This window comes from Desulfotignum phosphitoxidans DSM 13687 (genome assembly GCF_000350545.1).
In the GTDB taxonomy this organism is placed as follows: domain Bacteria; phylum Desulfobacterota; class Desulfobacteria; order Desulfobacterales; family Desulfobacteraceae; genus Desulfotignum; species Desulfotignum phosphitoxidans.
In genome coordinates this window covers 34953-55108 of sequence record NZ_APJX01000003.1, presented here as the reverse complement: position 1 = coordinate 55108, position 20156 = coordinate 34953, and the positions used below count along the sequence as shown (strand labels likewise).

17 protein-coding genes are annotated in these 20156 nt (G+C 56.0%); 7 read left to right on the top strand and 10 right to left on the bottom strand.

The window, feature by feature from the left end; translation table 11 throughout:
• Nucleotides 1-30: 30 nt before the first annotated feature.
• Genes DPO_RS07730 through DPO_RS07720 form a run of 3 tightly spaced genes read right to left on the bottom strand, consistent with a single transcriptional unit; the run spans nt 31 to nt 1732 of the window.
• The gene (locus tag DPO_RS07730; protein ID WP_006965246.1) at nt 31-792 is read right to left on the bottom strand and encodes an SIR2 family NAD-dependent protein deacylase; all 762 of its coding nucleotides are present in this window, start codon (nt 790-792) and stop codon (nt 31-33) included.
• Nucleotides 789-1490 carry a HesA/MoeB/ThiF family protein gene (locus DPO_RS07725; RefSeq protein WP_006965245.1) on the bottom strand — a complete coding sequence of 234 codons (702 nt, stop codon included), beginning with the start codon at nt 1488-1490 and terminating at the stop codon, nt 789-791. The genes DPO_RS07730 and DPO_RS07725 overlap by 4 nt, the downstream gene beginning before the upstream one ends.
• A 5-nt stretch (nt 1491-1495) precedes the next feature.
• A complete protein-coding gene (locus DPO_RS07720) occupies nt 1496-1732 on the bottom strand; it encodes a MoaD/ThiS family protein (RefSeq protein ID WP_006965244.1) in 237 nt (78 codons plus the stop codon).
• 95 nt (nt 1733-1827) lie between these two features.
• Here DPO_RS07720 and DPO_RS07715 point away from each other — a divergent pair, with 95 nt between their 5' ends.
• From DPO_RS07715 to DPO_RS07690, 6 genes are all read left to right on the top strand, one after another.
• Nucleotides 1828-2373, top strand: a complete 546-nt coding sequence (locus DPO_RS07715) for a hypothetical protein (RefSeq protein WP_006965243.1) — start codon at nt 1828-1830, stop codon at nt 2371-2373.
• A 30-nt stretch (nt 2374-2403) separates the two neighbouring features.
• A complete protein-coding gene (locus tag DPO_RS07710) occupies nt 2404-3138 on the top strand; it encodes a rhomboid family intramembrane serine protease (RefSeq protein WP_006965242.1) in 735 nt (244 codons plus the stop codon).
• Between the two features lie 74 nt (nt 3139-3212).
• Nucleotides 3213-7475: a beta-ketoacyl synthase N-terminal-like domain-containing protein gene (locus DPO_RS07705; RefSeq protein ID WP_006965241.1), complete on the top strand. Its 4263-nt coding sequence runs from the start codon at nt 3213-3215 to the stop codon at nt 7473-7475.
• Nucleotides 7472-8524, top strand: a complete 1053-nt coding sequence (locus DPO_RS07700; RefSeq protein ID WP_006965240.1) for a 3-oxoacyl-ACP synthase III — start codon at nt 7472-7474, stop codon at nt 8522-8524. The genes DPO_RS07705 and DPO_RS07700 overlap by 4 nt, the downstream gene beginning before the upstream one ends.
• Entirely contained in the window at nt 8518-9453 is a 936-nt protein-coding gene (locus DPO_RS07695; RefSeq protein ID WP_006965239.1) for an alpha/beta fold hydrolase, read from the top strand. The genes DPO_RS07700 and DPO_RS07695 overlap by 7 nt, the downstream gene beginning before the upstream one ends.
• A 172-nt stretch (nt 9454-9625) precedes the next feature.
• Complete coding sequence (locus DPO_RS07690; RefSeq protein WP_006965238.1) at nt 9626-11275, top strand: fatty acid CoA ligase family protein; 1650 nt, start codon at nt 9626-9628, stop codon at nt 11273-11275.
• A gap of 3 nt (nt 11276-11278) precedes the next feature.
• Here DPO_RS07690 and DPO_RS07685 read toward each other — a convergent pair whose 3' ends face one another.
• On the bottom strand, nt 11279-12580 hold the full coding sequence (locus tag DPO_RS07685; protein WP_024334186.1) for a CBS domain-containing protein: 1302 nt from the start codon (nt 12578-12580) through the stop codon (nt 11279-11281).
• A 137-nt stretch (nt 12581-12717) separates the two neighbouring features.
• Between DPO_RS07685 and DPO_RS07680 the strand changes: the two genes are divergently transcribed.
• Nucleotides 12718-13266 carry an NlpC/P60 family protein gene (locus tag DPO_RS07680; protein WP_006965236.1) on the top strand — a complete coding sequence of 183 codons (549 nt, stop codon included), beginning with the start codon at nt 12718-12720 and terminating at the stop codon, nt 13264-13266.
• Nucleotides 13267-13323: 57 nt separating this feature from the next.
• Here the strand turns inward: DPO_RS07680 and DPO_RS07675 are convergent, their stop codons facing one another.
• From DPO_RS07675 to DPO_RS07650, 6 genes are all read right to left on the bottom strand, one after another.
• Nucleotides 13324-14328 carry an ABC transporter ATP-binding protein gene (locus DPO_RS07675; RefSeq protein ID WP_006965235.1) on the bottom strand — a complete coding sequence of 335 codons (1005 nt, stop codon included), beginning with the start codon at nt 14326-14328 and terminating at the stop codon, nt 13324-13326.
• Entirely contained in the window at nt 14325-15317 is a 993-nt protein-coding gene (locus tag DPO_RS07670) for an ABC transporter ATP-binding protein (protein ID WP_006965233.1), read from the bottom strand. The genes DPO_RS07675 and DPO_RS07670 overlap by 4 nt, the downstream gene beginning before the upstream one ends.
• Nucleotides 15314-16315, bottom strand: a complete 1002-nt coding sequence (locus tag DPO_RS07665; RefSeq protein WP_006965231.1) for an ABC transporter permease — start codon at nt 16313-16315, stop codon at nt 15314-15316. Before DPO_RS07665 ends, DPO_RS07670 begins: the two co-directional genes overlap by 4 nt.
• A complete protein-coding gene (locus DPO_RS07660) occupies nt 16312-17232 on the bottom strand; it encodes an ABC transporter permease (protein WP_006965229.1) in 921 nt (306 codons plus the stop codon). Before DPO_RS07660 ends, DPO_RS07665 begins: the two co-directional genes overlap by 4 nt.
• A 73-nt stretch (nt 17233-17305) precedes the next feature.
• A complete protein-coding gene (locus DPO_RS07655) occupies nt 17306-18787 on the bottom strand; it encodes an ABC transporter substrate-binding protein (RefSeq protein WP_006965227.1) in 1482 nt (493 codons plus the stop codon).
• 74 nt (nt 18788-18861) lie between these two features.
• A complete protein-coding gene (locus DPO_RS07650) occupies nt 18862-20148 on the bottom strand; it encodes an FAD-dependent oxidoreductase (RefSeq protein WP_006965225.1) in 1287 nt (428 codons plus the stop codon).
• Nucleotides 20149-20156 lie beyond the last annotated feature (8 nt).

The following is a 20156-nucleotide window of genomic DNA, read 5'->3' as shown; positions in this document are numbered from 1 at the left end:
TACTCCTTTACAGATTCCGGGGGATAGGGGTCATTGTTTTCGAATTTTGCCGGATATTTTTTCCATCAGGCGTGTCATGGCTTTTGTGGCGCCGGCTTCCAGAAAAATATCGGTCACCCGGGATGTATATTCCGAGGGCACGGGATTGATTTCAATGATGGCGGCCCCGTTGGATCTGGCAGCCGACGGGATCAGGTTGGCCGGGGCCACGGTACCGGTGGTGCCGATGAGAATCAAGCAGTCTGCCTGCCGGGTTTCCTCAAAAGACATGGACCCGGCCGGTTCAGGAATGGACTCGCCGAAAAAAATCACATCCGGTTTCAGGATCCCCTCACAACGGGGACAGGCAGGCGGCAGCCGGTCCAGGCTAACCTCTGAAATGGGATACCGGGCATGGCAGGCCAGGCACGCCAGGCGCTTGAGCGATCCATGAAACTCATGCACCACCCGGGAGCCGGCATCATAATGCAGGTTGTCCACATTCTGGGTGATCACGCTTTTCACCACCCCGTTGGCCTCCAATTGTGCCAGAGCCGCATGGGCCTTGTTGGGACGGACTTTTCCGAACAAATCATAAAAGATCTCTCGGATCACCTGCCAGGATGCTTTGGTGTGCCGGTGAAAATAGCAAATATCAAAGCTGTCGGGATCATACTTGTTCCACAGCCCGTTTTCGCCCCTGAACGGCGGGATCCCGCTTTCAACGGAAATGCCGGCCCCCGTGAATGCCACACACCGCTTGGCGTTGACGATGATTTCTGCTGCATTCTCGTACAGGTCTGTGTGTTTCATACCAGATCCATCACCTCAAATGAATTGGACCATAATTCCATGATCAGCAGTTTATTGCGCAGAATATCGCCCCGGTCCAGCAGCACTTTGATGCATTCTGAGGCCTGGAGAGCTGCCACCATCAGGGCGCAGTAGGAGATATTACCCGTGCGGGACTCGATGCCTTTGGCCGGCAGGTGTTCTTTTTTGCCATAAATGAGTTCATACCCTTTGTCCTGGGGAAAAATCACGGTCACCTGACCGGTTACCCCGGCAATGGCACCGGCCACCAGGGGAATTTGTGCTTTTTTTGCCGCATGTTCAAGCATGAACCGGGCCGGGATGGAGTCCAGGCAGTCCACCACCAGGTCAGCGTGTTTGATCATGCCATACAGATTGTCACCATCCGCGTACTGGTCTATTGAAGTGACCTGCACCTGGGAGTTGACGGCCCGGATCCTTTTTTCTGCGGCCAGGGCCTTGGAAATGCCTAACACCTCTTCCGTGCAGAACAGCTGCCGGTTCAGGTTGCTGGGCTCAAACACATCCCCGTCGATCAAGGTGAGGTGCCCCACACCGGTCCGGGCCAGCATTTCACTGACACCGCCCCCCAGACCCCCCAGGCCCAGCACCGCCACCCGGGAGGATGCCAGTTGGGCCTGCTGGGGTCGGGTCAATGTGTCAAAATTCCGGTCATACCGTTTTGTTCCAATGGACATGGGGATCATCCTCCTCCCACCGGGGGAAACAGTCCCAGGCGGTCTCCGGGTTTAAGCACATAGGTTGTTTCCTGTTTTCTGCCGTTGACAAAAATCAGTTTCACGGCATCTGAAGGCAGGTGAAGGTCCGTGATCAGGGCCTGGACAGTGGTGCCGTCTGAAATTTGAAAGTGATCCGCATTTTCAGGCAGATAAGGTGCCAGGGTGGCAAACAGTTTGAGTGTGATATGAATCTTTGCCAAGGCAATCCCCTTTCCTTTCTGGATATTTTGGTTTGAATGCTGTATGTTATGCCATAAATCACCTGTTTTGTATACCTTAAATGGAAGGCGTATGTATGACCCCCCAAGACCCGTCAATGCACCTGACCGTGGAAGAAACCGCCCGGAATCTGGCCGTTTTTGCGGTGGACCGGACCGACTTAAAAACCATTCTGGAATCCCTGCCGCCTGAATCCAGTGTCAACCGGGTCACCCTGGAATATGAACTGGGCATTTTAAAGATTCTGGCCGTGGGATGGGGAATTTCCTTTTTCATGCCCGTCAGTGATAAAAACAAACCCATTTTATCGGATGCGTTCTGGCAGATGATCCAGGAATTTTCCCAAAATATCTCCACCCTTACCGAAACCACCACGGGTCAGCCCATTGACTATTTCAAGATTCTCAAGGAACGGCTGGACACCTATGTTCAGCAGATGCACAAGACCGCCGACAATACCATGGATCCGTCTGCGGTCATGGGGCCTGCGTTTGCAAAGACCTGCGGGCATCCGGAAGATCCCGTGGCCATGCTCACGGGATCCAAAATGTTTGCTCTGACCCTGGGTGGGGTCAAGGAATATCTGGCAGCGGTTCGTATCAAACCGGTCAAACTCAATTAAGCCCATACGTCACAAGGAAATAATATCCACATGACTGTCAACCGATCCTATCTGAACGCAGTCACCCCTTCCCGGGTGCTGAATACCATTATTTATACCAATGTCATCCTGTTCATTATCAGCCTGATTTTCAGCGGCCGATCCATACATACGGGATTCAATCCCTTTAACGCGTTGAGTCCTGCCACGGATGTACTCGTGTTTTTAGGTGCGTCCGGCAAAATTCCCATCCAGGCGTATCAGGCCTGGGAATCGTTGATCACGGCCAACTGGCTTCACGGCAGCCTGCTGCATATCGTTTTCAACATGCTGGCCCTGAAAACCGTGGCACCGCTGGTCATGGCTGAATACGGCGTGTTCCGGATGTTTTCGATCTACACCCTTTCCGGCGCAGCCGGATTTCTGCTGTCCGTGATGGGAAACGTGCCGTTGACCATTGGGGCTTCTTCCGGGTTGTGCGGGCTCATTGGTGCGCTGTTGTATTTCGGCCGGTCCAGCAAAGGGCTCCGGGCACAGCAGGTGTATCAGCAGACCTCCGGATGGATCATCAGCCTGGCCGTGATCGGATTTCTGCTGCCCAATATCAATAACTGGGGCCATGCCGGGGGATTGATCGGCGGCATCGCTTTAGGATGGATCCTGGGATATGATGACCGAAGGCGTGAAAACCGCTGGGATCGCGGCCTGGCTGTTTTCCTGACAGGCATCACGGTTCTGCTTCTGGCATTTCCTGTAATCCAGGGATTTTTCCTTGTATTTTTTTAACCGTGCCGTCATTTTACACAAATTTTACAACGTATCCCTTGAAATCCTTTTTCTTCTCCATTATATGACCCCCTATGACATCCCATGCCCCGCATATCGCCGTGGTTTCCATGGCCGGCATTTTTCCGGGAACCTCTGACAATCAGCGGTTCATCACCCATATTCTGGAAAAAAAACAGCATATTATCCAGGTTCCGGCCCACAGATGGATCGCACCGGTCAAAAAAATGGTAGTTTCTGCTGCTTGTCCGGACCGGGCAGTGTCGGATCGGGCCGGCCTGATTACCGATTTTCGCTTTGATCCCACGGGGCTGGACATGGACGAAGCCCTTTTGTCGATGCTGGATCCGGTTCATCATCTGGTGTTGAGTGCCGGACGGACCGCATGCCGGGAGTGCCACCTGCCGGAAAAGTTAAAACAGCGCACGGGCGTGATCCTGGCAGCCATTGCCCTTCCCACGGACACGGCATCCGCGTTTTCCAGAGAACTGCTGTGCGCCAAAAATCCCCGCCCCACGTCTCCTTCCGATGCCCTGGCCTGTGCCATGGTATCGGCGCCGGCGGCAATCCTGGCCCGGGCGTTACGGCTGAACGCCGGCAGCTATACACTGGATGCCGCCTGTGCATCGTCGCTGGTTGCCATCAAGCTGGCCTGTGAACAACTGATCTCCGGCAAGGCAGATGTCATGGTCACCGGGGGGGTGTCCCGGCCGGATTCTTTGTACACCCAGATCGGTTTTTCCCAGCTGGCCGCGTTATCTCCGTCGGGCCGGTGCGCCCCGTTCGACAGGCAGGCCGACGGCCTGGTGGTGGGAGAAGGCTGCGGCATTCTGGTGCTCAAACGGCTGTCCGACGCCCTGGCCTGCGGCGATACCATCCACGGGGTGATCAAAGGCTGGGGGATTTCCAACGATATTGAAGGCAACCTGGTGGCCCCGGCTTCCGAGGGCCAGGTCCGAGCCATGGCCGCGGCTTATGATATGGCGGGCCTGTCATTGGCCCATCTGCAGTACATGGAGTGTCACGGTTCCGGAACCCCGGTGGGAGACAAGGTGGAACTGACCAGTATCCGGGCCATGCTGGAAAAACATGAGTGCATGGACACCCCTTTGGCCATCGGATCCGTGAAATCCAATATCGGACATTTGCTCACCGCGGCCGGTGCCGCCGGAATCATTAAAACGCTTCTGGCCATGAACCGGAAAATGCTGCCGCCATCCTGTAATTTCACGGCCCTGCCGGATGTGCATCCATTGGAAAACACCCGGGTACAGGTTCAGACAAAAGCGGATGAATGGATTCCTTCACGTCCGGGAGAACCCAGGCGGGCCGGCGTCTCCGCGTTTGGGTTCGGCGGCATCAACGCCCATATTCTGGTGGAAGAACATAATAAATCCCGGTCTTATTCATCAAAGCCTGCCTCCAAGCGGGCCGCATCTTCTGATAAACCCGTTGCGTTAGAAAACGATTCAGACCAATTTGCGATCGTGGGCATGCAGATTCTGACGGGTGACTGCCCGGATCTGACACAGTTCGCAGATATGATACGGGGCCGCACATCCCCTTGTCCGGCCCCGGCGGCCGACAGATGGCGGCGCAGGGACCATCTGCCGCCGGATCAACCCCAACGGCCGGCCGGGTACCTGACTGCCCTGTCCCTGGCCATGGATGAATTTCACATTCCCCCAGTTCAGATTCCCGATATCCTGCCCCAGCATCTGGTGCTGCTCCAGGCGGTCAAAGGGGCCCTGACCGATGCCCGTATCCCGCACCGGCCGGACAAACAGGATTTTTTGCGGACCCGGGCCGGGTGTGCCGTGGGCATTGATTTTGATTTCGGGGCCGCGGATTTTTCATTGCGATGGTATGCCCATGACCTGGAGGATTCGCTTCAGGACCCGCTTTCCCCGCCATTGACATTCAACCGCACCTTAGGGGCCTTAGGCGGAATTGCCGCTTCCCGGGTGGCCCGGGAATTCAAGCTGGGAGGCCCCTGTTTCACCGTTTCAGCCGATGCGGCCTCGGGCATGAAAGCCCTTGAGGTGGGAACCCGGTCTCTGGCAGCCAGAGAGACCGACTGGTTCATCTGTGCCGGCGTGGACATGGCCGGAGATATCCGGTCCTTCTGCCTGAATCAGGCAAGTCTTCCCATGGTTCCGGCCCGGCCGGCCGAAGGGGCCGGGGCCATCATCATCAAACGCCTGGCAGATGCCAGAAAAGACAAGGATCGGATTTATGCGGTGATCCAGGGCGTTTCAGGCAGCAGCGGCGGCCCTGTCACCCGGGATCATAAAGAACCGGAATTTTCTTATATGACTCCCCTGAAACAATGCCTGGCCGATGCGGGGATAACGTTTTCAGACCTGTCGTTTTTCAATACCCATGCCGGCGGACATGGTCCCCTGGGGGCTGTGGAAGCCCATGCCCTGACCCATCTGAAACACCCTGATGATAAGACAGCGTGTGTCCTGGGCTGGACCGCCGATCTGGCCGGAGACACCCGGGGAATATCCGGCCTGGTCAGTATCATTCATTCGGCCCTGTGCCTTTATCACGCCACCATTCCGGGTTTCCAGGCGGGCCCCGGACTAGAGGGCATGAAAAAACAAAATTTTGTCATACCGGATGCCCCGGTGCCATGGCCGGAAACATCCCCCCTCTCCCGGCATGCCATGGCTGGGGCCATGACCCGGGATGGCGGAACCGCTTTTTGCCTGCTTGGGCAGCCGCCGGACCCAGCCCCTTTATCAACCCAGCCAGATGCCGGTCTGCAATCGTCCCATGCCGGACCCAACCCGCATACCCTGTCTGTCCCGACCACCCGGCCTCCGATTCCCGAAGATCTGCTGAACCGCCTGAATCCGGCGCCAGCACCGGCCCCGCCTTCTGCCCCGGTCACGGGTCTTTCCAGCCCCTTTTATATGGATCCGGATGCTTTGGTTGAAGTATCCGATATCACGGCCCGGGCCCATGAAAAATTTCTGGCCTTTTCCCAAACCAATATGGATCATATGCAGACCCAGTTTGCGGCATTGACCCGGGCCGCTGCCGCCCTGACCCGGGAGCCCGGGTTTGAACCGCCATCCGGTGAAAACGAGAATCCACGGCCCATCGCCACGCCCCCGCTGTTCACCCGGGACCAGTGCATGGAATTTGCCGTCGGCCGGGCCGGAAACGTGCTGGGCCCGGACTTTGACATCATCGACACCTATCCGGTGCGGGTCCGGCTGCCGGATGACCCGTTGATGCTGGTGGACCGGATCATGGCCATTGAGGGGACCCCCTGTTCGCTGGGGCCGGGAAAAATCATCACCCAGCATGATGTGCGGCCAGATGCCTGGTATCTGGACGGGGGCGTGGCCCCGGTGTCCATTTCCATTGAGGCGGGCCAGGCAGATCTGTTTTTATGTGCTTTTCTGGGTATTGACCACCAGGTCAAAGGCACACGCAAATACCGGCTGTTGGATGCCAGAGTCACCTTTCACCGGCCATTGCCCGAACCCGGAGAAACCATTGAATACCACATCTGCATTGACCGGTTTCTGAAACAAGGGGATGTGTTTCTGTTCTTTTTTCATTACAAAGGCTATATCAACCGGCAGTTGTTCATCTCCATGCGGGACGGTTGTGCCGGATTTTTCACGGAAGCCGAGGTCGAAAAATCGGGCGGCATTGTACTTAAAAAACAGGACCAGATCCCGGTTCTGCCCGAACACGGGTTCGACCCTCTGGTACGGGTATGGCCGGCGGCCTTTGATGAGAGCCGGATCGCTCATTTGCGCTCCGGCAATCTGGCAGGCGCATTTGGCAATGATTTTTCCGGCATGACCCTGGGAGCGGCCCAGCGCCTGCCCGGCGGGCCCATGCATCTCATCGACCGGGTATTATCCTTTGATCCCAACGGGGGCAGATACGGCCTGGGAACCATTGTGGCGGAAGCGGATATCCGGCCGGATGCCTGGTTTCTCACCTGTCATTTCATTGATGACCCGGTCATGCCCGGCACGTTGATGTATGAGTGCTGCGCCCATGCCCTGCGAATTTTTGTCCAGCGCATGGGTTGGGTCAGCCCGGATCCTGTGGCCCGGTTCAATGTGCTGCCAAACAATGAAAGCGATCTCAAATGCCGGGGCCCGGTAACGCCGGACACAAAAAAAGCCCGGTATGAGATCGAAATCAAAGAGATGGGGTATACAGCAGCGGATGGACAGCCGTTTGTCATTGCGGATGCGCATATGTTTGCCGATGACCTGCGCATTGTTTTATACAAAGATATGGGAATGACCCTGACCGGGGTTTCCCGGGACACTCTCAGACACGTGTGGAGACACAAATGAAATACAGCAAGGTTTTTATCACTTCATTCGGATATGAATTGCCGCCTCACATCGTCACCACGGCCCAGATCGAAGCAAGGATCAAACCGTTTCTGGATGCCGTGGGATTCCAACCCGGCCAGCTGGAAGCGTTGACCGGGATCCGGGAGCGAAGATACTGGGATGAGGATCACACCCTGGCCGATCACGCGGCCGTGGCCGGTCAACGGGCCATGGAACAGGCCGGCATCCATCCGTCCGACATCGGGGCGCTGGTATTCTGCGGGGTCTGCCAGGACGGGTTTGAGCCTGCCACCTCGTGCCATATCGCCCATCAGCTCAACATCGGACCCGAAGCCCATGTGTATGATGTCAAATCCGCCTGTCTGGGCATGATCACGGGCATGGTCCAGGTGGCCAATGAAATCGAGCTGGGCAACATCAAAGCCGGTCTGGTGGTCTCGTGTGAAACCGCCCGGCAGATCGTGGACAGCACCATCGAGGAGATCAATTTGCACAAAAGCGTTGATTTCTACAAAGACACCGTGGCTACCCTGACCGGCGGTTCCGGTGCAGCGGCCGTGCTTCTCACGGACGGGACCCTGGGAGATGACGACATCCGCCACCATGCCCTGAAAGGCGGGGTGGTCAAAAACGCCATCCAGCACCATGACCTGTGCTTTTGGCGGTTTGATGAAAAAGGCATGCCCACCCATGCCAAAGTGATCATGCGAACCCGGGCCAACGAGGTTCTGGAAAACGGGGTGGTTCTGGCCACCCGGACATTCCAGGCCATAAAACAGCTGCTGGGCCTGCCGGACGACAAGCCCGACAAGGTCATCGGCCATCAGGTGGGCGCCATTCACCACCAGCGGTTCTATGCAGCCTTAGGTCTGGACATGGCCAAAGATTTTTCCACATTCTCTTTGTTAGGCAATGTGGGCACGGTGTCATTGCCCATCACCGCGGCCATTGCCGATGAGCGGGATTTTTTGCAGCCCGGAGATTTTGTGGCTTTCCTCGGGGTGGGCTCCGGACTCAATTGTTATGTGCTGGGGGTGGAATGGTAACCTGCCGACGCATCAACGGCCGAATCACTTCCACCCGGGAATTTGAAAGTGAATACCCGTTTGCCCCCCATTATCTGGATATCAACGGCCATTTGCTCCATTACCTGGATGAAGGCGCAGGTTCCCCCGTGCTCATGGTTCACGGCAACCCCACCTGGTCGTTTTATTTTCGTCACCTGGTGAATCGGCTGTCCAAGGAATTCAGAACCCTGGTGCCCGATCATATCGGGTGCGGTTTTTCAGACAAGCCGGACCCGAAAACTTACGACTACACCCTGGCCTCCCGGGTGTCGGACCTGGATGCATTTGTGGCACATACCGTGCCACAAGGCAAACTGGATCTCATCGTCCATGACTGGGGCGGCATGATCGGCCTGGCCTGGGCCCTGGATCATCCGGACCGGATCAACCGGGTGGTCATCACCAATACATCCGGATTTTTTCTGCCGGAAACCAAACGGTTTCCCTGGATGCTGTGGCTGGTAAAATACCTGAACTGGTTTTCAGTGCCCGCAGTGTTGGGACTGAACCTGTTTGCCAAAGGCGCCCTTTATCTGGGGGCCTGCACCCGTCTGTCCGCCCGGGTGAAAAAAGGACTTACCGCCCCTTACAACAGCCCCTCAAACCGCATTGCCACGTTGAAGTTCGTCCAGGACATTCCCTTAACCCCGGCAGATCCTGCCTGGGAGGTCGTTGCCCGGGTGGATAAAAGAATTCACCGCCTGAATCCCGACCAGGTGCTGTTTTTATGGGGCGCAAAAGACTTTGTGTTTGACACCTGTTTTCTGGATGAATTTCTGAAAAGACTGCCCGGCGCACAATCCCATGTGTTTTCAGATGCCGGTCATTATCTGTTTGAGGACAAACCCGAACAGACTGCTGACCGGATTCACCGGTTTCTGGGCTCTGATGGGATGGCGCTGCTTTGATTTGTTTTTTACACCACAAAGAACACGAAGATCACGAAGAAACTGCTTTTTTTACTCTTCGTGCACTTCGTGTCCTTCGTGGTAAACGTCAATGAGACAATTTGAATGAGTTTGCCGGGCTGGGGCACCAGCGCGGTTGGATTCCACTTTATATGTTAAAAATAAGGTTGCTATGACCGCTTATGCCAATATCGCCGAAAGCCTGAAAAAAACCGCCCGGACGATGCCTTACAAACGGGCCGTGGTGTATCCTGCCGGCCGGGACAAAAACAATCATGTGCTATACAGCCACCTGACCTTTAAACAGCTGGATGCACTTTCCGATCGCCTGGCCGTTGGACTGGAAAATATCGGTATCAGCCGGGGAACCAGAACCATTCTCATGGTCCCGCCGGGCATGGAATTTTTCATTATTGTGTTTGCCATGTTCAAAATCGGGGCCGTGCCAGTGGTGGTGGATCCGGGCATGGGCATTGACCGGATGGTGCAATGCCTGCATCAGGGACGGCCCAAAGCATTTATCGGCATTGAAAAAGCCCATCTCCTCCGGCTGGTGAAGCCCGGGTATTTCAAACAGGTCCGGCACTGGGTCACTGTGGGCCGCAAATGGTTCTGGGGCGGGCACACGTTCAGGCAACTGCTGGCCAATGAACACCAATCCTTTACCCCGGCCCAGACCGCCCGGGATGAAACCGCGGCCATTGTGTTCACCACGGGCTCCACCGGCCCGGCCAAGGGGGTGGTCTATACCCACGGCAATTTTGACGCCCAGATCAAACAGATCCAGGCCCATTTCAATATCGGCCCCGACGAAATCGATCTGCCCACATTTCCTTTGTTCGCCCTGTTTGATCCGGCGTTGGGCATGACTGCAGTCATACCGGACATGGACCCCACCCGGCCGGCCAAAGCCAATCCGGAAAAAATCATCGAAGCCATTGAAAATCACGGGATCACCAACATGTTCGCTTCCCCGGCCCTGCTGAACCGGGTGGGAAAATACGGCCGGGAAAACGACATCACCCTGCCGTCCCTGCGCCGGGTGGTGTCTGCCGGGGCTCCGGTGTCACCGGACAACATCGAGCAGTTTGCCGGGCTGCTGTCCGACGACACACAGATCCACACCCCCTATGGGGCCACGGAAGCCGTACCGGTCATCTCCATTGCCTCCGATGAAATTCTGTCTGAAACCAGGCATCTGTCTGAAAAAGGATTTGGTCTGTGCATTGGACGGCCCATTGAAAACACCCAGGTGAAGCTGATCAAAATCACGGACACACCCATCACCCAGATCCGGGATTCCCTGCTGGTCCCGGAAAAACAGGTGGGTGAAATCATCGTCAAGGCGGATCTGGTCACAGAACATTATTTCAACAACCGGGAAGCTGATCTGACGGCCAAAATTCCCGACTCAGACGGCCGGATCTGGCACCGCATGGGGGACTTGGGATGGATGGATTCCAAAGGACGGATCTGGTTCTGCGGAAGAAAAAGTCACCGGGTCATCACGGAAAAAGGCACATTATTCACCATTCCCGTGGAATCTGTTTTCAACAATCATCCGGGGGTTTACCGCAGTGCATTGACCGGGACGGGGCCCACAAACAGCCAGACACCGGTGATCTTTGTGGAGCCGTATGAATCGTTTGACAATCAAAACGATCTGATTGCCGAATTGATAGCCCTGGCCCAAGCCAATCCTTTGACCGAAGACATCCACCATATTTTCATTGAGAAACATTTTCCCGTGGACATCCGGCACAATGCCAAAATATTCAGGGAAAAACTGGCAGTCAAGGCTGCTGCCAGACTCAGAAAATAATGCTCAATCCGGCAGCATGTCATAAAAATACATCATCACATCGGACCGGGTGACAATACCGATCATTTTGCCTTCCTTGACCACGGGGACCCGTCCGATGTCATGCTTGATCATGAGCCGGGCCACTTCCACGGCACTTCTTTCATGGGAAATGGTGACCACGTTCCGGGTCATGAACGCTTTGATGGGCGCAGACTTCTGTTTGGATTGACGGACCTTTTTCAGATCCCGCCGGGATACGATGCCCACCAGATCGTCCTGGTCATTCACCACGGGCATGCCCGTACATCCCAGTTCCCGAATGATCATGATCACTTCTTGAACGGTGGTATCCTCATGCACCTTGACCACGGGATAGGACATGATATCCGAGAGCATCACCGATGTCTGCTGATTCCCGCTGATCAATTCCACGATCATTTCCTGGATCACCTCGGGATTGGCCGCTTTGATCAAAGCGGAGCCGGCACCGGGATGGCCTCCGCCCCCCAGGCTGCGCATAATCAGGCTGATATCGATTTCATCCACACCACTCCGACCAATCACCATGCATTTGTCCTGGACCAGGTCCCGAAAAATACAAAAAGCCGCATCTGCATTGATGATTTCTCGGTACATCTGCACCACCATGGCCAGGTTCTGAACCCGTCCCTCCAGATCCAGTTTTGAAAACCCCACCGTAAAACCGGACTGTTTGATGGTCTCACTTTTTCGGATCATATCATAAAGGATATCCCTGTGCTGCCGGGCATAGGCCTGCTTCAGAAACGAGGCCATAATCACCAGATCCGCTTTCCGGTCCAGAAGAAATCCGGCGGCATGGGCATCTTCCCCCAAAGTGGAAGGAAATGTCAGGTTTCCGGTATCTTCATACAAACCGATCAGAAACAAGGTGGCCTGTATGGGGGTGATCAATATCCTTTTTCTCTGAATCTCATCGAGAATCAGGGTGATGCAGGCCCCGGTTTCTTTGATATGCGGCTGTGTCACCTGGATATCCCCGTGCACATGATGATCCCAGACAATGACCTCAAGATCCGGCTTTTCCCTGAGAACGGCCAGCCGGGGGTCCAGCCGGCCCCAGGAATGGGTGTCCACCACAATCAGGGTATCCACCTGGTCCAGGTTGACATCATTGGGGGTTGCAAGTTCGAACACATCTTTGTGAATGGCCAGAAACGGTTTCAGATTTTCATTGACATCACCGGGAATCACGGGACGGGCGTCCGGATAGATGAGAGTTGCCGCCACCAGACTGGCCAGGGCATCGAAATCAGTTCCTTTATGGGTGGTCACAATTTTCATGATACATATCTTGTCCCTTGTAAGTGGATGCCGCCAAAACAAGCGGTCGCGTAAAATCATTCCGGATACGGCTTGTTTTTTTTTTGACAATATCTTATCTTTATATGAATAAAGGGTCATGAATACAAGGAAAAATCATGAAAAAATATGTCTTTGCCGCCATGTGGTTATTGATGAACACCGTGTGTGCATGGGGCGTTCAATTTGATAAAAACCCGTCCGCAGACAAACCGGAAGTGGGCTCATCCGTGATCACGGCCCGGGAAGTGTTTCGTCAGAATATTCCCGCAACGGCCCGACAGTTCATCGGCACGCCATATGAATATGGCGGCAATCCCCTGACTTCCGGCACCACGGACAATTCCTATCTGTTTTTCGCCATCTATACCACGGCGGCCCAGCGGGCCGGCCTGACCTATCATGGCTATCTGCCCATGGCACGTCTGTTGAAAAACGTCAGCCAGATCGACGAAAACCAGGTTCAGAAAGGCGATCTCATGGTATTGAACAACCAGCTGGCAGCCATGGTATTCGATATCGAGGACACCGGTCGTCTTCACCTGATTTACGTATCAGAGAAACGCCGCCAGGTGATCTCATTTCACAGCGACAATCTGGTATTCGAGGTGTTCTGGCTCAAAAATATGACCGGATTCTTCCGCCTGAAAGAGGCCATGCTCCGATAAATCAAACGCCGCATTCACCTGCACAACGATTCCTGGATCACCAAATATCTTAAGTCATCAACAATTCCAGCAGGCCGCCATCTGGCCCGGCCGGCGCCGGGTCAAATCCGGGGATTTTTCCCGGCAGGTCCCGGTCACATATGGACATCGGGACTGAAACCGGCATCCGGACGGGGGGTTCAGGGGATTGGGGGGTTCTCCCGGACAGGTGATGCGCTGGCGGGCCCGCTGCACCGGGGGATCCGGCACGGGCACGGCGGACAGCAAAGCCCGGGTATAGGGATGGACCGGCGAATCATAGATCAGATGGCGTTCCGCCAGCTCCACGATATTGCCGGCATACATGATGGCGATGCGATGGGAAATATGTCTCACCACGGCCAGATCATGGGCGATAAACAAATAGGAAAGGCCGAACTGGGCCTGGAGATCCTGCATCAGATTCACCACCTGGGCCCGGATGGATACATCCAGGGCGCTCACGGGCTCATCCGCCACAATGAACCGGGGCTTCAAAGCCAGGGCCCTGGCAATGCCCACCCGCTGGCGCTGGCCGCCGCTGAAGGCATGGGGATACCGGGCGCCGGCATCCGGGGGCAGACCCACCAGTTCCAGAAGCCGGGCCACCTCTTTAGCAACCGCCTTTGTATTTTTCACCATACCGTGCACCCGCAGCGGTTCCGCCACAATATCGATGATTTTCATGCGGGGATTCAAACTGGCGTAGGGGTCCTGAAACACCAGCTGCATGTCCCGGCTCAATTCCCGCACCCGGTTTTTCCCGGCATGGGTGATCTCTTTGCCCTGAAAATAGATATGACCTTGGCTCACGGGGACCCGGCCCAGAATAGCCCTTCCGGTCGTACTTTTGCCGGAACCGGATTCCCCCACCAACCCTAAGGTTTCACCGGGACGGATGTTAAAGCTCACATTTTCCACGGCATGCACGGTCAGCCGTTTTCGGCCCCAGAACCCGGCCCGGCCTGCGTCAAACAGCACGCTCAGGTTCCTGACATCGACCAGCGGCAGCTCAGAACGCCCTTCCAATGTCTGGCCCGTCATCTGGTAACTTCCTTTGCTGCACACCAGCAGGACACATGGCGGTCATCGCCCAGTGCGATCAAAGCCTGCATTCGCGAACACGCTTTTCCGGCCCGATCACACCGGGGAAAAAACGCGCATCCTCTGGGCGGGGAAATCAGATCCGGAGGCACCCCGTCAATGGATACCATGCGCTCGGTCACCACATCCAGGCGGGGCGTGGCCCGGATCAATCCTCTGGTATAAGGATGCACAGGTGCGGCAAACACGGGGTCCGCATCCCCCACCTCCACGATCCGGCCGGCATACATCACGGCCACCCGGTGGCAGAGCTGGGCCACCACGCCTAAGTCATGGGTGATCAGAATCACGGACACGTTCAGCCGCTGCTGCAAGTCGGTCAGCAATTCCAGAATCTGAGCCTGGATGGTCACATCCAGCGCCGTGGTGGGTTCATCCGCGATAATCAGCTGGGGTTCACAGGCCAGGGCCATGGCAATCATCACCCGCTGGCGCATGCCCCCGGACATTTCATGGGGATATTGTTTCAACCGCTTTTCCGGGGCGTTGATATCCACCATGTCCAGCAGATCCATGGCCCGCTTTCTGGCCTGCTCTTTTGTCATACCCAGATGGTGACGCAGCACTTCAGTGATCTGGGTGCCGATGGTGAATACGGGATTCAATGAGGTCATGGGGTCTTGAAATATCATGGCAATCTCTTTGCCCCGAACCTGACGCACCCTTTTTTTACCGGCCGGGTCCAGCAGAGACCGGCCCTTGAAAAAAATATCTCCCCCTTCGATTCGTCCGGGATTGAAAATCAACCCCATGACCGCCTGGACGGCCACACTTTTTCCGGAACCGGATTCTCCCACAATCCCTAAGGTCTGGCCATAATCCACCTGGAAACTGACGCCCCGGGATGCCTGGACCACGCCGCCCCGGGTATAAAAATTAACCACCAGGTCCCGCACTTCCAGCAACGGGGCTTTTGGGGATGTATTCATGACGTCTCCGGTTGCCGTTCTTTGTCGATTTCTGCCTGCATGTTTTTGCGCATCCCTTTGGCCATGTGCCGGGCAAACTGTTTTTCCCGTTCCTGGGGATCGGAGATGAGCCGCAGCCAGGAAGCCACCAGGTTGATGGCCAGCACGGTGACGGCAATGGCACACCCGGGAATGGTCACCAGCCACCAGGCCATGAACATGTAATTTTTTCCCATGGCCACATCCAGACCCCAGGACGTGGCCGGCGGCTGAATCCCCAGTCCCAGAAACGACAACGCCGCTTCCGCCAGAACGATTCTGGCAAATTCCAGGATGCCCAGGGTCAGCAGCGGAGAGGTCAAATTCGGCAGGATATGCCGGAACAGGATTCTGGGCCACCGGCATCCCACCACTTCTGCGGCTTCCACATAAGGCGACTGCCGGATGGACAGCACGGCACTGCGGGTCATCCGGCCGTACACCATCCACCCGTTCAATGCCAGGACCACCACCACCGTGGTCAGACTGGGGCCGATCACCGCTAAAATAATCAGGGCCAGCAGGAGTCCGGGAAACGCCACCTGGGTATCGATCCACCGCATGATAAACGCATCCGTCCGGCCGCCCAGGTATCCGGCCATCAATCCCATGACCACACCGAAACCGCCGGCGCACAGCACCACGGCCGCCCCCACCCACAAGGACACCCGGGCCCCGTGAATGGCCCGGGACAGCACGTCTCTGCCCAGATGATCCGTGCCCAGCATATGGTGCCAGGTGCCTTTGTCATACCACACGGGCGGGGCCAGCCGGGCCGTCAGGTCCTGGGCCGCGGGATCATGGGGGGCGATGTAAGGGGCAAACACGGCCATGAGCACCAGGGAGGTGATCAGGATCACACCGATCAATCCGGGTTTGTCGCGTTTGAGTTCCCGGCCCAGCTCACATATGCTGTCCCACCATTCAAAACGATTCTCAGCCAGGGCCTGTTCCAGGGTATCGGTCCGGGGCGGTGTCATGTCAGTTTCAGTCTCGGATCAATGAGTTTATAGATAAAATCCATGGCAATGTTGATGACCACCACACACACGGCCGCTGTGAACACAATGGCTTGGATCAGGATCAGGTCTTCTCTTTCAATGGCCTGAATCGCGGTCAACCCGATGCCCGGCCAGGCAAACACGGTTTCCACCACCACGGAATACCCGGCCAGAGACCGGATCACTTCCCACCCCACCAGGGTCATGATGGGCAGACCGGCATTGCGAAGCGCATGGAGTCCCACCACCCGGACAAACGGCAACCCTTTGGCAAAACTGGTCTTGACATACTGGCGATTGAGTTCGTCGATCATGGAGGATCTCACCAGCATCACCAGCCGGGCCAGGGTGGGCAGCCCCATGGTCAGGGCCGGCAGCAGAATATGGGACGGGGTACCGGCCCCGGAGGTGGGCAGGATCTTGAACTGCACGGCAAACACCACGATGAACAAAAGCCCCAGCCAGAACTGGGGCACGGACAATCCCAAAAGACTGCCGAACACCGTGACCCGGTCCACCACCCCGCCGGGCCGCAACGCCGCAATGATCCCCAAAGGAATCGCCAGAACACAGGCAAACCCGATGCCCACAGCGGTCAGCAGGATGGTCATGGGCAGTTTTTCAAACACGATCTCCATGGCCGGCCGTTTCTGCCACAAAGAATCACCGAAATCCAGCCGGGCCATGTTGCCCATAAATTCCACAAACTGGATGGGAATGGGGCGATCCAGTCCCAGTTTTTTTTCAAACGCGGCCCGCTGTTCCGGGGTGGACTCCAGGGGCAGCATCACCTGAACCGGGTCTCCCACCATGCGGGTCACCACAAACACGATGACCGTCACCCCTAAAATCACAATCAGTCCGTGAATCAGGCGCCTGTAAATAAACCGGCCCATTATGCGGTCCGGCCTTTGTTTTCCGGACCCCCGGCCTGTTGCCGCACCCCTGGAAAGAAACGGATGATACGGATCATTGACATGTCATTTCCTGAACCAGCAGCCGTGCGTCCACCCGCCCGGGCCAATCCAGGCGCTGGCTCAGGCCGTAAATGTCCTCGATATTCAACAGCCACACAAAATAAGCCTGGTCATAGGCCCGTTTGACAGCCTGATGATACAAATTTTCCCTTTTTTGCTCATCCGTTTCAGACCGGGCCGCATCAATGAGCGATGCCAGGGTTGCATCCGTGTTGGAAGCGCCCACGCCGCCGGATTTGTAATACGCGGAAAAGCTTTTGTCCGCATCCAAAAGTTCATTGGAGGAAACCACAAAAATGGCATCCGCCCTTGTCTTGCGGTCAAACAACCGGTTGAGGTATTCATTGAATTCAAAAATCCGCACATTGACTTTTAAACCGGCCTGCTCCCAGTACCCGGCCACGGCTTCCACAAGATCCCGGTCCTTGAGCCACCGGCCGCTGGTACCGATCAATTCAATGGTCTGTCCCTTGACCCCGGCCGCCTCGATCAGCTTTTTGGCCCGGTCCGGGTCATAAGGATACGCGGTGACCTGGTCATTGTAACCAAAAAACGAAGGGCTTAACAGCTGGCCCTGGGCCACCTGGGCATATCCCTCGAACAGACCGTTGGCCAGAGCCATTTTGTTCACTGCCAGATTCAAGGCCTGTCTGACTTGCGGATCTTTTGTGATGCCGCTGTCCGCGTTAAGAATGACAATGGGATGTTCCAGCCCCAGCACATTCACTGATTTGGGCACATGGCTGGTGAACTCGGGCAGCAGATTGGTGATCAGATCGAACTCCCCTGCCATGAGACCGGCCAGCCGGGTGCCGGGTTCTTCAATGAACCGGTATCTGACGGCCATGATCTGGGGGGCATCCCCCCAGTAATCGTCATTGCGGACCAGGTCGATATGCTGGCCCCGCTGCCAGGTCACAAACCGGTATGGGCCGGTTCCCACAGGATTCTCGGCGAATCCGGGATCTTTGGAATGCACGGGCGGCACCACCTTGAGCCAGTACAGCCGGGAGGGCAAAATGGGATCGGGTCCGTCTGTGATCACATGCAGGGTCAGATCACCCGTGGCCCGGGCCGCCTTGATGGTGGAAAAAAATGAAATCTGCTCGGAATTAAAATCCGGATCGATCACCCGCTGGATACTGTAGACCACGGCATCTGCAGTCATCGGTTCCCCGTTGTGAAACGTGATACCGGGCCGCAATGTGACCTCCCAGGTGTCAGGCGCCACCAGTTCGGGCATCTGGGCTGCCAGAGACGGGATCAAATCCCCTTCCGGGGTCCGGGTCAGCACGGTGTCATAAATATTGTCGTTCACGGCCCGTTCTCCTCCGTCCTCCCGGATCTGGGGATCCAGGGTGGTGGGCTCGGAACCCAGTGCAATGGTTATTTGCCGTGTCTGTGCCCATCCTGGACCTGTTAAAAAAATACCCATCCAGACTGCTGCCAGAAATAAACATCCCCTTTTTTTCATGGCCCCTCCTCAATGTCAGACATCATTAATTTTGTTATTTTTTTCATCCTCTGGAACCGGCGTGTCACAAAAATCTACCGGTCCTGAACAGATGCCAGAATATTTTTCAACCCGGCTTTTTCCATTTGCCTGTCAATTACCGCCGGGTCCGTGTGGTACCGTCCTTTTTGTTTCATTCGATCAAACAGCACTGAACCGGAAAAGGTAAATTTGAGTCCCAGGCCTTCCGGGGTCTGCATCTGCTCCCGCACAAACGTAACGGCATCCCCGATCACGGACGCTTCCGGGAGCACCCGTGCTGTTTTTCCCTGCACATGGCGCACGGCATTCACCCCGGCCAGAGTCCCCGTGCAGATGGCTTCGGTATGGCCCACCATGAGCCCGGCTTTTTCGCCGGCACAAAACAGATTGTCCACCCCGTCCACTTTCAGCGCATCATCCCTGGGTGACATGCCCATATACCGCACGGAATTGCCCATGCCGCCGGCATAAGGGTCCTCGAACCGGGCGTTTTCCAGCCCGGGGATTTTTCTGAGCCCATCCAGCGGGAAAAACGGGGTCATGAGCTTGGCATGGCCCGTGTCCAGCAGAATCACGTTTTGCTCAAAATCAGCAATGGCATACTGCTGGCAGGCTTTCAAGGACAGCTTCCCGGTCATGCGAAGATTTTCATCCAAAGGGATCACCGCCACCCCCGTATCATTGAGCTGTTTGAGCAGGTCCGGAGACAACGATTCTTTGTGAAGCTTGCAGGACCCGCTCACGGCCCCGGTCTGATCCCCTTTTTTCCCGTTGACCTCTGCAACGCCGGCTTTGGCGGCAATGCTGACCCGGCCCCCGAATGAATGGCACCGGAGAATGCACATGGCACACCCATTGCCGTGTTTGGCACAGTTGGCAGGGGGCCCGGCCGTGCCCGTGGTTTCTATAAACCCGTCTCCCTGGAACCGGACGGTTTTGCCGGCCTGTTTTCCTAACACCGTGGTGATCCAGTTTTTATCCATTTCCACATCCGTGATCCGGCACCCGGTTTCAATGCAGATGCCGGATGCTTCCAGGAACCGCCGGATCTTGGGTTCCATGGTGGAAACATCGTATAATGAGGCATGCAGATGTCCCGGAAAACTGATGTCTTTGTGGATAAAATTGGATTCAATGACTGTAAACAGATCACCGCCCCCCAAGGCTTTGAGTTCTTCCGTGGCAGTGAGCCGGCCGTTGTTCCGCATGATGCCGCCCACAAGGCCTGTGCCTAAAAGCATATCCGTTCTTTCCACCAGGACCACGTCCGCTCCCTGTTTTTTCGCGCTGACGGCTGCAGCACATCCGGCCCAGCCGCCACCGATAACAATGACTCTCATATTTTTTT